The organism is Gottfriedia sp. NPDC056225 (assembly GCF_042267765.1).
Classification (GTDB): domain Bacteria; phylum Bacillota; class Bacilli; order Bacillales; family Bacillaceae_G; genus Gottfriedia.
Map to the genome: position 1 here is coordinate 1,283 of NZ_JBHJTJ010000068.1, position 13,590 is coordinate 14,872.

The window sequence follows — 13,590 nt, forward strand, 5'->3', positions numbered from 1 at the left end:
CATCATGCGCGAACTGAACCTAGACTCAAACGAAGCAATTGAATACGCAAAACTAAACGCGGGTGTTGTTCAACCATCTAAAACAAGCATTAATCCTTATTATTTAGGACTAAGAATGTTTGAAGACATCGAAGAGCGATACAATCACCCAACAAAAGAAATGCGTGAGTTAGGTGTTAAACCTGGAAGCGGTCGAGAAAAAATGTTTGAAGTACGTGAGTTAGAGTCCGATAGTTCATTTATACGAAACTACTTAACTAAAGATCTTGTCATGCGTGAAGATATGTATTTATTCCAGAGACAAGGTAAGGAATATAAAGTCACTGATAAGGCATGGGAAAATGTTAGAGACCAACTTGTAGTTAGCAGGGTAAATGGAGGATTTCCATATATCGTTGTACAAGAAGGAGATTATTTAAAAAATGGTGAGCTTTATTTGAAGCATTCCTATGAAAATATGGAATTAGATGTGAAGTATGTGGAGAAGGTAGTGCCTTATATTCATCAGTTGTGGGGTAGAGGGGTTCATTTAGAGACGAATATAGAAGGTAAGTCTGTGTTGTTTAGTTATGATGGGAAGAATATTCATCGGAAGTATATATAATACCACCTCTTAGAGGTGGTATTTTTTTTCATCAAATACAAAGCCGAAGTCATGCTGGTTCTGTATGTAGTGCCTCAATAAACCGTTCAGCACTTTTAGAAAGTTGGCGATCCTTTAGCAAGATAACTGCAGAATCCGATTGGATGGGAAAAAAAGAAAAGGTTGCGGAAGCAACCTTTTCTATATGATTGATTAATTAAAGGAAAGAACATTAACTTAGATATTCCAACCTTTTTCAAAAGCATAAAAATCTAATATTTTTTTGTATTTTTCACCATATCTCTCCAGAAGTTCAGTTTGAAAATCTTTTTCAATATGTTGCATGATTAGATCATGGTAAAAAGCAGTTTTTAACATTCCAACTACTGATGGATGGTCAGTTTCTAAGGCAGTGAGTTTTGTTGAATTTCCAAAACCACCGATTAAAGCTTTTTTTGAATCGCATAAAATAGAAAAATTTCTTAAACTAGAAATGCTCCAATCTTCACTTCGAATATGGACAAAAATGTTCTTAAGTGATGTTTGACATTCTCCAATTGTAATAAGTATCACGTTGACACCTCTATTTTCAGCATCAAGTAAGTCATCTTCAACCCAATGTAAATCTTCTGACCATATGTCTATTACAATGAAATCTTTTGCGTTGGCAATTATTCGACGAATAGTTGTACTAAGTTGCTTATCTCCTTGCCAATTATAAAAAGAAGGAGCAATTATAGTTGGAGACTTTAATTGATTTACTAATACTTTTGTTACTTGTTCAAATTCTGTTTGTAAATGTTTTGTTAATTGTTCTATGGGAACAGCATCGTATCTAGCTGGATCTCCTTCTATGCATCGACAAGCACCCTTGTCCGTTAATGATCTCAAAGCAGAATAAACATTAGTACGTGAAACTGATACTCTTTTAGCTACTTCATAACCTGATATTCCAGGCTCTTCATGTAATGCCAAATAGCAACGTGCTTCAAGGTCAGATAATCCTATTTTTTTTAAAAGTTCAACCATATGTACCTCCTTTTACAATTATTATATTTATTTGTTGTTAATTGTAGATGAGTATATATAAATACTACTAGATTGAACAAAATAATCAAGCTATACAGCAATTCATAATTTTTAAGTTTTCAATCATTGTGTGAATGCTACATGAATGAGTAGATGTGTCTGGTATATAGTAGTACCGAAAAATACTTCTATTTTTAAAATTAATATTGATAATATTCTGAAAAATAACTATAATACATTTAATAAGAGTAGTATTATATAATACTACTTATTTTTAAAGCTGTTTTTAATTTGTATTACAAATGGAAAAAGGAGGAGAGATGTGAGTGTAATAATTTAAGTTAATCCTTAGGTACCCAGAAAAATGGAGGCGTTTACATGAGAGTTGATAGTGAAATTGGAAACACAAAAAAGATACGGTTGAATTATGGTGATGATCAGTGGCAATACGGAGAATTACGTATTCCTGAAGGTACAGGACCACATCCTGTAGCTGTCGTTATTCATGGAGGATTTTGGAAATCGATGTTTGCGGTAGATTTAATGGATGCCGTTGCAGAAGATCTTACTAAACGTGGAATAGCAACTTGGAATATTGAATATAGAAGGGTAGGTAACATTGGAGGTGCTTATCCTGGTACTTTAAATGATGTTGCCAATGCAACAGACTTTATAGAAACAATAGGCGAACAATATGATTTGGATTTAACAAAAGTGGTTGCAATGGGCCATTCAGCCGGAGGCCAGCTTGCTTTCTGGTTAGCGGGCCGTTATCGTCTACAAGAAGATAGTATATTAAAAACATCCAGTGCCCCCCTATTACTTAAAGGAGTAGTCAGTTTAGGTGGCATAATTGACTTAGAACTTATGAATAACCTGATTAATTACAAACAAAGAATAGTAAAAAATATGAAAATTGATAACCCAGTAACTGACTATGTAGGGGGTACACCATTTGAAGTACCTGAAAGATATGCTGAGGTTTCACCAGTTCAATTGCTTCCGTTAAAAGTTCCCCAAGTATTGATTCATGGTGATTTAGATGTAAATGTTCCAGTAAAATTAAGTGTCCTATATAAAGAACTTGCCGAAAAAGCAGGTGACCAAGTTAAGATGATTACGTTACCTAATGTCGAACATTTTGAAATTATTGATCCAAATTCTAAGGTATGGGACAACATTGTTAATGAGGTTATGAATTTATTGAAGGATTAAAAAATAAGAAAAGCCAATAAAGGAAGGGGAGTAAAAATAGATGTCAAATGCAGTAAGGAAATTATGGGGATATAAATACGTTATACTGTTTATCGTTTGGCTACTATATATAATCAATTACTTTGATCGTGTAGCTGTGTTAACTTTCTTACCATTCATACAAAAAGATATGAATTTAACGCCAGTCCAAGTTGGGCAAATCGCTTCTGCGTTCTTTTTCGCGTATGCAGTCGGTCAGGTTACTTCGGGATTTTTAGCGGATAAATTCGGACCCAAAAAGGTCATGAATGTTGCCATAATTGTTTTTACTTTAGTAAGTGTAGTTACTGGATTTGTCAAAAATTTTACCCAGTTTATTGCTTTGCGAATAGGTTTAGGGCTTGGAGAAGCACATCATTTTCCACCTTCGGCTAAAGCAATTAGTAATTGGTTCCCATATTCAGAACGTGGTAAAGCCCTTTCAATTTTTAATACTTCAAATTACGTTGGATTAGCACTAGTACCTATCATCTTAACTAATCTCTCTGCTTCTTTATTTGACGGTCAGTGGAGACCTGTATTCTTCACATTAGCTATTCCTGGTGTAATTGGTATTTTACTACTTTGGTTGTTCTTTAAAGATACACCAGAAGAAATGTATAAAAAAGGCAGAATAAGTAAAAGTGAATTAGACTTTATAAATCTGAATAAAGAGGCAACTCTACAAGTAACTACGAAGGAAAAAGTTAACCACAAAATTTACTTGAAAGATCGTACCTTCTATGTGATTTGCTTGATGATGTTTTGTCAGATCGGTATTCTTTGGGGGTTCACAACTTGGCTTAGCACTTTCTTAGTTCAACAACACAACTTTAATATTAAGGAAATGGGATTTGTCTCAGCATTACCTCCAATAATTAGTATCATCAGTATTTTAATGGGTGGTTGGTTGATGGATAAATTTAACAAAATGAAGCCGATTGCTCTAATCGCTTATATTGGATGTATTCCTGTACTTTGGATGCTCGGATCTGTTAGTAAGGGAAATACACCTATGCTATTAACTTTACTATTGGCTTCAGGATTTTTTGTAGCATTTAACTCTGGTTCTCTTACAGCTGCACTTCAAAAAAGATACCCTAGTGAAGTTGTCGGTAGTGTAACGGGAATGGTTAATGGTTGTGGTCAGTTGGGGGCATTTGTAACCCCGTTAGTAGCCGGTTATTTAATAACAGTTCGTACAGGTGGAAGTTTTGATTTCACTAAAGTATTTATATTTTTCTCAGTTCTTGCAGCTATAGCAGCAGTAAGTGCTCTTTTCCTAAAAGAAAAACCAGTCCAAACCAATGAAATAGTTAAAAACGCTGTAAATAATCAGATTGTATGAAATAAATTTTAGGTTAAAGCCTCATACCAAAAAAATAAACGGCTAAAGTAGAGGTGCAAAATTCCATTATGCAATTAATTAATGATGGAATCGAAAAAATGAATGGATACGGCATCTATCAAGTAACAATTCCACTACCTTTCTGGAATGATAATGTTCATTGTTACTTAGCTCGTAGAGAAGGAATGTGGACAATCATCGATACGGCAATGAATCGTAATGAAACACGTCTTGCCTGGAAAGTTGCGTTTAATAAATACGGTGTTGAACCACATCGTGATGTTGAGCGTATCTTGATAACACATCATCACCCTGATCATTTTGAATACGTAAAAGAATTACAACAGCAAACTGGAGCGGATGTTTTTCTAAGTGAGAAAGAACAAGCCGTCGCCCGGAATGTTCTAGAAGCGGAAGCATTTTCAACATTTTACTTATCAGCAGGCATGCCGCATGATCTAATAAAGCAATTACACCCTGTGAACACATCAACTAACAGATTTCCGAACAACGTGTGTACCATAGAAACAAATAGGTTTTATCCTATTGGTGAGCTTCTATTTAAAGCTATACAAATGCCTGGTCATTCGGATGGGCACATCTGTTTTTATAATAGTGAAGAACAGATTCTTCTGTCAGGAGATCATTTGACTAGAGAAACTATTCCTTATATTTCATATCATGGCTACGGAAATAAAAATCCATTAAGTATGTATCTTGAGACATTAAAAACGATGCAATTAATGGAAATTTCATTAGTTTTACCAGGACATGGTCCCATTTTTATGGATGCACAAGAGAGAATTAACGAATTACTACATCATTATGAAGAACGAATTGGTTTCGTACTCGAGCAGATTACAGGAGAGATGAGTGCTTATCAAGTATCAAATACTTTAATTCCAATAGGTTCAAGCGTACTAGAAAAGTGGATTGCACTAGGAGAGACTAATGCCTATTTAAGTTATTTAGTTGCAAAAGGTGAAATACGTGAGTATAAAGATGGGCTTCAAAATAAATACGTAAGAATGTAAATTATATATGGTTACACTATATTTCTCTTAAATTAAGAAGAACATTTAAGATCTTTGAGAGAAACAAGGCTGGGCAAGTTATTGGCACATCCGCATCATGCGCGAACTGAACCTAGACTCAAACGAAGCAATTGAATACGCAAAACTAAACGCGGGTGTTGTTCAACCATCTAAAACAAGCATTAATCCATATTATTTAGGACTAAGAATGTTTGAAGACATTGAAGAGCGGTACAATCACCCAACAAAAGAAATGCGTGAGTTAGGTGTTAAACCTGGAAGCGGTCGAGAAAAAATGTTTGAAGTACGTGAGTTAGAATCTGATAGCTCATTTATACGAAACTACTTAACTAAAGATCTTGTCATGCGTGAAGATATGTATTTATTCCAGTGACAAGGTAAGGAGTATAAAGTCACTGATAAAGCATGGGAAAATGTTTGGGATCAGTTAGTTGTTAGCAGGGTAAATGGTGGATTTCCATACATCGTTGTACAAGAAGGAGATTATTTAAAAAATGGTGAACTTTATTTGAAGCACTCTTATGAACATATGGAACTTGATGTGAAGTATGTTGAGAAGGTTATGCCTTATATTCATCAGTTGTGGGGTAGAGGTGTTCATTTGGAGACGCATATAGAAGGTAAGTCTGTTTTGTTTAGTTATGATGGGAAGAATATTCATCGGAAGTATATTTAAGACCACCTTTTTAAGGTGGTTTCAGACTGTAGACAAACTCAATGAAATTCGAGTTTGTCTACAGTCTTTTTTGTTTTAAAATATATTTATAAATTAGTGGAAGACATGTATTCTCCTGTGGATCGCCCGTGCATTGATCCTGTTATTTTAATTAAGTTAACCTTTATTCAAAATAAATTTGGCATCCGCTCCATGCGTAAAACGATTGAAGAAGTGGAAACAAACATGGCTTATCGTGATTATTAGGTTATGGATTTTACGATGCCTTACTCTTTTTAAACCAATGTACAGAGAGCAAAAATACCCGACAATTTGAGTCTCGTATTTTAAAAATAGAAGTCTCTTATCTATTTAACTAGAAGATATAAGTTCTAGAAAAGTGTAGATTCAGGACAAGGTTAATAAAATAATTATATAAAATTTGTTATACTACTAACACATATAGGGTGGGCTAATTACGAATGTTGAAATAGAGATAAAATCAATAGTTGAACATATAGATGATTTACCAAAACGCGATCACTTCATGGTATTGGAATATAATGAATGGGGAATTGCATTAGATCACCTTTGTTATATGCTTGATGGGGAGGATAATCAAGTTACAGAACCTATTTTAAACAGATTAAAGTCTTATCTATTCAAATGGGTATTTGGAAAAAGATTAAAAATCAAATTATAGATTTAGTAATATAACACTGCTCAACTAACGCAATGCGATAGTTGAATAAAACTTGGGTCTGAATGATTTACTCTTTTTTTATTATTGGGTAGTTAGTTCAATATCAAGGACAGTGAACTGTAACATAAGTAAATGAGTTCCGCTCGCCCTTGACAGAACGACCAAAGTGAAGAAAAAATAAAGTAGCATGAATCAATTAAAAAAGAGCATAAATTAAGGAGGATAGAAAAGTGATTTCGAAACGACAAAAAGACATCGTGTTGTCTTTAATGAAAGTAAAAGAACCTGTTACAGCTGAATGGATGGCAAAAGAACTTGGTTTTAGTGATAGAACCATTCGCAACGAGATTAAAGAACTTCAATCACAATGCTCGTCGTTAGGAATAATCATTGAGTCGGTTCGAGGAAAAGGATATATATTAGATATAAAAGATTATGAAGTGTTTGAAAAGGAGTTTAATTCTAATGAGAATGAAGCGATAGATGAAAATAAATCGGATTTTTCCGTACAGGAAAATCGGGTTATGTATATATTAAAACGCTTTTTATTAGAAAAGGGACCAATCAAAATAGAAAACCTTGAGGGGGAGCTATTTGTTTCGAAGCCTAAGGTTCAAAATGACTTGAAAATTGTCCGTGAAATATTGGAAAGATATCAATTGAAGTTAGTTACCAGACCACATTATGGTACGCAGGTTGAAGGCGATGAATATATGAAGCGGCTATGTTTATCAAGTTTTATGTTAAGCCGAAATAGCAACTTAATCATTGAAAGTAATTCTTTTCATGTTTTGGATGAAAACCTGTTTGAAAAGATAAAAGAAATCATCGTAAAAAAAGTGAATGAATACAAAATTGAAATATCTGACATTGCACTCGAAAATTTGGCAACCCATATTACAATTGGATGTAAGAGAATTGAAGAAGGTTTTGTCATTGAAAGCCTCGAACACGATTTAACAGGAAAATATCCCTTAGAAAAAATTGTTGCCAATGAAATTGTCAAAGAAGTTGAGGAGTTTACAGGCTTTAAATTCCCGCAATCTGAAATTAATTATATTATTGTCCATTTGTTGGGGACAAAATTAATTCACAAGAATACGTTGAAAGAATTTAGTCATTTTGATGAGTTAGATAACATAATTCATTGCATGCTGGAAAGATTGAAAAATGAATTAAATTGGGATTTTCATGATGATGAAGAATTCATTCAATCGATGACTCTACATATACGGCCAGCAATGAACCGGTTGCGTTATAACTTAAACATTCGTAATCCATTATTAAACGAAATTAAAAGGAAATATCCTAGCGCCTTTGAAGGTGCTGCCATTGCCAGCAGATGCATTGAGGAATATTTGGAGATTGAGGTAGGAGAAAACGAGATTGCTTATATTGCATTGCACATAGGTGTGGCATTAGAAAAAATGAAGACAAGGCAGAAAAGGCCAAAACGGGTGATTGTGGTGTGTGCTTCTGGCGTTGGAAGTGCAAGACTATTGTATTATCGTTTGCAAAATGTGTTTAAAGATGAAATCGATATTGTAGCTTCAACCAATTATTATCAATTAAAAGAATACGACCTTTCCTCTATTGATTTTATTATTAGTACGATTCCAATAAAAGAAGTTATAGTTGTTCCAGTACAAGTGGTCAACACATTTTTAGGAGAAGAAGATATTGAAAATATCCGAGAAGGCTTATTACATGTTAAAAAGAATGGGGAAAAAAGTTATTTAGATGAATCAAGAGTTTTTATTCATAAAGACTTTGGGGATAAAGAAAGCGCTATCCGTTTTTTATGTGAAGAATTATATAAACAAAAGCTCGTCTCCAAAGATTACATAAATTCTGTGTTGGAAAGGGAGTCGCTTGCTCCAACCAGCTTTGGGAATCTGGTGGCCATCCCTCATGCACTTACACCGGAAACAGAGGACACATTTTGGACTATATGCACGTTAAGGAAGCCCATCGAATGGACTGATAAACAAATGGTTCAATTTATCTGCTTGTTAAATGTAAAAAAAGAACCTAATGAGGATGATCTGGAAGGTATGTATAAAAGGCTCTTGGCTCTAATTGAAAACAGTGCAACAGTTAAAAAAATACTAAAAGGTAAGTCTGCTGAAGAAATTATAAGGATTTTAAATGATACGAAATTGATATGAAACATTAATAGGAAATACGTCTTTTTACAACAGAATAGGGAAAAAATGAGGGTATTCCAAAATAGGAGTACCCTTTTTATTTTATCGGCATGTTATTGGAGGATAATTTAATTTGTTAAACTTTATTTTAAGTATTTAAACATTTTTCCGTTACGTAACGGAAAAATCATTTCTGTAAAATTAAACGCTTTCAAAATAAACTATAAAAGTAGGTGATTAAAGTACTTTTGAAGCATTTGCCAAATTAGACTGTTTAGATTAATTGGCTAATTGGTTTTAAAAAAATATTATTGTGGATAAATAGGAGGAATAAAAAGATGAATATTTTATTATGTTGTGCAGCAGGAATGAGTACAAGTTTGCTAGTGACCAAGATGGAAAAAGCAGCAGAAGAAAAGAGTTTAGAAGGAAAAATTTGGGCTGTTCCAGCTAATCAAGTCAATCAGCACATTGACAATGCTGATGTTCTACTTTTAGGACCACAAGTAAGATACTTGCTTCCAAAATTGAAAGTGTTAGGTGAAGAAAAAGGCATTCCAGTGGAGGCAATTAATCAAGTTCACTACGGAATGTGTAATGGAGAAGAAGTTCTAAAAACAGCTATAGATTTAGTAAATAATAAATAATAAAAAAAGGGGAAAAAGTAGATGAGTAAATTCAACACCATATTAGAAGAGAAAGTCATGCCTATTGCAGCAAAGATTGGTGCGCAAAGGCACCTAACGGCTCTTCGAGATGGTCTAATTGCGACGATGCCATTCATTGTCATTGGTTCATTATTCTTGATCTTGGCTAACTTGCCAATTCCAGGTTATGCTGATTGGATGTCTTCAATTTTTGGTCCAAACTGGGCGGTTAAATTAAGTTATCCAGTAGATGCAACATTCAATATCATGTCACTAATCGCAGCATTTGCGGTGGCATACAGATTAGCAGAAAGCTATAAGCTTGACTCGATGAGTGCGGGTACTATTTCAGTTGCTGCTTTCCTATTAACAACACCATTTAATTTCTTATTTACTCCAGCTGGAGCTGAAAAAGGAGTTATGGTAACTGGTGCAATTTCAAAAGGTTTCTTAAGTAGTAAAGGTTTGTTTGTTGCGTTACTTTTTGCAATTTTATCAACAGAAATTTATCGTTGGCTTGTTAAAAGAGATATTGTTATTAAAATGCCAGCAGGTGTACCCCCAAGTGTTGGTAAATCATTTGCAGCTTTAATACCAGGATTTATTGTTCTTCTTGTGGTTTGGGTAATACGCTTACTTGTTGAGTTGACTCCTTATGAAAGTATCAACGGTTTAGTTACGACCCTTTTAGGTGACCCGCTTAAATTGGTAGGACTTACTCTAGGAGGATCCATTGTTGCTGAATTATTCGTAACTTTACTATGGGCTACTGGATTACATGGTACAAACATCGTTAAAAGTGTAATGGAACCAATTTGGTTTGGTGCTATGGGTGACAATATGACAGCATACCAAGCTGGTCAACCTCTACCACACATTGTTACACAACAATTCTGGGATAACTTCGTTCACATCGGTGGAACGGGTGTAACATTTGGTTTAGTTCTTTCAATGGTATTGTTTGCTAAATCACAACAAATGAAAAGTCTTGGTCGTTTGGCACTTGCTCCTGGTATCTTTAACATAAACGAGCCATTAATCTTTGGTTTGCCAATTGTGTTAAACCCAGTCATGATTATTCCATTCGTCGTTACTTCAATCGTTACGGTGGTTGTAACTTTTCTTGGTATGGATTTGGGATTGGTAGCAAAACCAACTGGTATTGCAGTCCCTTGGACAATGCCGCCAATTATTTCAGGATATCTTGCTTCTGGCGGACATATTTCAGGCGCAGTCATGAATTTAGTTAACATTGTTATTTCATTCGTAATTTATACTCCATTCTTCAGAATATATGATAAAGCGAAGAAGAGAGAAGAAGATGTGATGAATGCAAGTGAAAGAAAAAATATAATCGCGTAGTAAAGTGAGGTGGCATTAGTTTAACTAGAGCCTATCTCTAACAAGTAATATGACAATGAAGGTCAATCTGCTGATAGAATTGGAAAAATGATCTTTGATGAGATGTTATAAAACTTCTGGATTTTAATATATATTCAAAATTGGACGGAGAAGGGAATGTCCCCTTCCTAGTAAATCATTTGAAAGGCTGTTAATCATGAATAAAGAAGAACTATACAATCTTGCATTTCAATTAATACTACATTCAGGGAATGCAAAAAGTTTGGCGATGGAAGCGATGCAGAAAGCTAAAGAAGGCAATTTTGATGAAGCAGAAGAAAAACTAAACGAAGCAGATTCTGCCTTTAATGAAGCACATCATGTTCAAACTGACTTAATCCAAAAGGAAGCAGGGGGAGAGAAAGTCGAATTTCCTCTTATTATGGTTCATGCACAAGACCATTTGATGAACTCAATGACCCTTAAAGATATGGCCAGAGAAATCATCGAGTTGCATAAACTGATCAAAAAGGCATAAAACAAAACGTTCCTCTAGAATTGCCCAACTACTTTTGGGCTTTTTTTATTCAAAATAATTCACGAATAATAATTCTTGCAAAGATATTAAGGGGAGAAATATGTATTTAAATCCATAGTTTTTTAATTAAAGAAAAATAAAATGTGTAGTTTATACTATTTAATCCGTTTTGCATTTAGAAAGGAAATGAACTTTAATGAAAAAAACATTCCCAGAAAATTTTTTATGGGGTGGAGCCACGGCTGCAAACCAATATGAAGGTGGATTCAATGAAGGCGGGAGAGGGCTTGCTACAAGCGACTTCATAACAAATGGTACTGCAGACCGCCCAAGGAAAATTACAATCAAGTTAAATGATGGAACAAAAACAATGGTAAACCGACGACCTACTGGGGACCCAAAAATTGATACCATACCAGAAGGCGCAACAGGCTATATTGATGAAAATGTTTATTATCCAAGCCATAAAGCAGTTGATTTTTACCACCATTACAAAGAAGATATTGCCCTTTTTGGAGAAATGGGTCTTAAGTGTTTCCGGCTATCTCTTAGTTGGTCCCGCATTTTCCCAAAGGGTGGAATTGAAGGGGAACAACCAAGTGAGGAAGGGTTAAAATTTTATGAAGATGTTTTTAAAGAGTGCAAAAAATATAATATCGAACCATTAGTCACTCTTTATCATTTTGAAACCCCTGCTTATTTGGCTCATCATTTTAATGGTTGGGGCGGTCGTCAGACGATAGATTGTTTTTTACGAATGTGCAAAGAAGTATTTACAAGATATAAAGATTTAGTTAAATATTGGATCACCATAAATGAAATTAATGTATTAAATGGATACGCCTTTATGGGAACCAGGGAGGCTACAGCGCAGGCGCGTTATCAAGCAAAGCATCATATGTTTGTTGCGAGTGCTCTTGCCAATAAGCTTTGTCACGAGATTATTCCAGATGCAAAGATTGGCTGTATGGTTGCATTAAGCTGCATTTACCCGAAAGATTGTAAGCCGGAAAATGTATTTGGAGCTTTGGATTATCGAAGAGGAGCTTTGATTTATTCTGATATTATGATGAGGGGATATTATCCATCTTACGCCGACCACTTTTTTGAAGAGATGGGGGTAACCATAAAAAAAGAACCGGGGGATGACGAAATAATCAAGGCGTACCCTTCGGATTTTTTATCATTTAGTTTTTACCGTAGTAGTGTATACCATACTGAAATCGTTCAGAATACCGATACCGGCGGACAAATGGGGGATGTAAATCCTTTTCTAGAAAAAACGGAGTGGGGTTGGGCTATTGATCCTGTTGGGCTAAGATACACCTTATCTGAACTTTATGATCGGTATCAAAAACCGCTCTTTATTGTTGAAAACGGAATGGGAACCATTGATAAGCCAAATGAAAATGGATATGTGGAGGATGATTACCGGATCAAATATTTCCGAGATCATATAGCAGAAATGAAAAAGGCAGTTACTTTAGATGGTGTTGACTTAATGGGATATACACCATGGGGTTGCATTGATTTAGTTTCAGCAGGAACTGGAGAGATGAAAAAACGGTATGGTTTTATTTATGTAGATATGGACGACGAAGGAAATGGTACATTAAAAAGATCAAAGAAAAAATCATTTGATTGGTACAAGAAAGTGATAGCAACTAATGGAGAAGACCTTAGTATTTAGTGGTAAAAAACTGTTTCAAAAATGTTTGCTCTTATTTTCGAACGAAACAATCAGATAAATATCAGCTTAAAATATAATATCATTGTAGAGACGAATATTGAGAATACGTCTGTGTTGTTTAGTTATGGTGGGAAGAATATTCATCGGAAATATATTTGAAAGACTTAGAATAAAAAATCAAAAAATTAATTAGTCAAAATAATTCTCCTTCTAAAAAATAGAAACGGAATTATTTATTAGTTCATTTGAATATTAAAAATAAAATAATAAGGTGCGTCAATAAACTATTTCTTATTAAGTACTCAATTCCGAAAAAAATTAGAATAAGCATAACAGCGGACATTCTTACATTAGAATGTCCGCTGTTTTTTTATATAGAATAAAAGTCCAGAATAAATCTTTTATGTAAGTTTTAAAGATTGTTTTTGAAATGTTATAGAACAATAGTGTTTAGGTAGGACGATAAAAGCTTTACTTAAAATCTTTACATATGCACTTATAGCTGGCCAATAATCAGTTTTCTACAAATAAATATAGTAGTAGTAAATTTATTTTAAAATTTACTAAAAGTTAGAGTAGCCATACATATAAAAAAACTTAATTAAACATATTCTATAATTT

10 protein-coding genes and 2 pseudogenes are annotated in these 13,590 nt (G+C 34.1%); 11 read left to right on the top strand and 1 reads right to left on the bottom strand.

Annotation, left to right across the window (positions count from 1 at the left end; translation table 11 throughout):
* On the top strand, positions 1-604 hold a 604-nt coding region (locus ACFCYN_RS23165; RefSeq protein ID WP_375952087.1), incomplete at its 5' end, for a SpoVR family protein.
* 216 nt (positions 605-820) lie between these two features.
* Here the strand turns inward: ACFCYN_RS23165 and ACFCYN_RS23170 are convergent.
* Positions 821-1,612, bottom strand: coding sequence for a TrmB family transcriptional regulator (locus ACFCYN_RS23170; protein WP_172445895.1), 792 nt, complete (start codon positions 1,610-1,612; stop codon positions 821-823).
* 378 nt (positions 1,613-1,990) lie between these two features.
* On the opposite strand from ACFCYN_RS23170, the gene ACFCYN_RS23175 reads away from it, so the two are divergent.
* The 10 genes and pseudogenes from ACFCYN_RS23175 (at position 1,991) to ACFCYN_RS23220 (ending at position 12,969) form a co-directional block, all read left to right on the top strand.
* A complete protein-coding gene (locus tag ACFCYN_RS23175) occupies positions 1,991-2,827 on the top strand; it encodes an alpha/beta hydrolase family protein (protein WP_172445894.1) in 837 nt (278 codons plus the stop codon).
* Positions 2,828-2,867: 40 nt separating this feature from the next.
* Positions 2,868-4,193, top strand: a complete 1,326-nt coding sequence (locus ACFCYN_RS23180) for an MFS transporter (protein ID WP_172445893.1) — start codon at positions 2,868-2,870, stop codon at positions 4,191-4,193.
* 68 nt (positions 4,194-4,261) lie between these two features.
* Complete coding sequence (locus ACFCYN_RS23185; RefSeq protein WP_375952091.1) at positions 4,262-5,227, top strand: MBL fold metallo-hydrolase; 966 nt, start codon at positions 4,262-4,264, stop codon at positions 5,225-5,227.
* A gap of 64 nt (positions 5,228-5,291) precedes the next feature.
* Positions 5,292-5,924 (top strand): annotated as a pseudogene (locus ACFCYN_RS23190) (SpoVR family protein); the annotation flags it as partial.
* Between the two features lie 81 nt (positions 5,925-6,005).
* Positions 6,006-6,184, top strand: a pseudogene (locus tag ACFCYN_RS23195) (transposase); the annotation flags it as partial.
* Between the two features lie 652 nt (positions 6,185-6,836).
* Positions 6,837-8,774: a BglG family transcription antiterminator gene (locus ACFCYN_RS23200; protein WP_375952094.1), complete on the top strand. Its 1,938-nt coding sequence runs from the start codon at positions 6,837-6,839 to the stop codon at positions 8,772-8,774.
* Between the two features lie 317 nt (positions 8,775-9,091).
* Positions 9,092-9,400, top strand: coding sequence for a PTS sugar transporter subunit IIB (locus ACFCYN_RS23205; RefSeq protein ID WP_172445890.1), 309 nt, complete (start codon positions 9,092-9,094; stop codon positions 9,398-9,400).
* 21 nt (positions 9,401-9,421) lie between these two features.
* Positions 9,422-10,762: a PTS cellobiose transporter subunit IIC gene (gene celB / locus ACFCYN_RS23210; RefSeq protein WP_172445889.1), complete on the top strand. Its 1,341-nt coding sequence runs from the start codon at positions 9,422-9,424 to the stop codon at positions 10,760-10,762.
* Positions 10,763-10,958: 196 nt separating this feature from the next.
* Positions 10,959-11,279 (top strand): PTS sugar transporter subunit IIA, encoded by a 321-nt coding sequence (locus ACFCYN_RS23215; RefSeq protein ID WP_172445888.1) that lies wholly within the window; start codon positions 10,959-10,961, stop codon positions 11,277-11,279.
* 196 nt (positions 11,280-11,475) lie between these two features.
* Entirely contained in the window at positions 11,476-12,969 is a 1,494-nt protein-coding gene (locus ACFCYN_RS23220; protein ID WP_375952099.1) for a family 1 glycosylhydrolase, read from the top strand.
* Positions 12,970-13,590 lie beyond the last annotated feature (621 nt).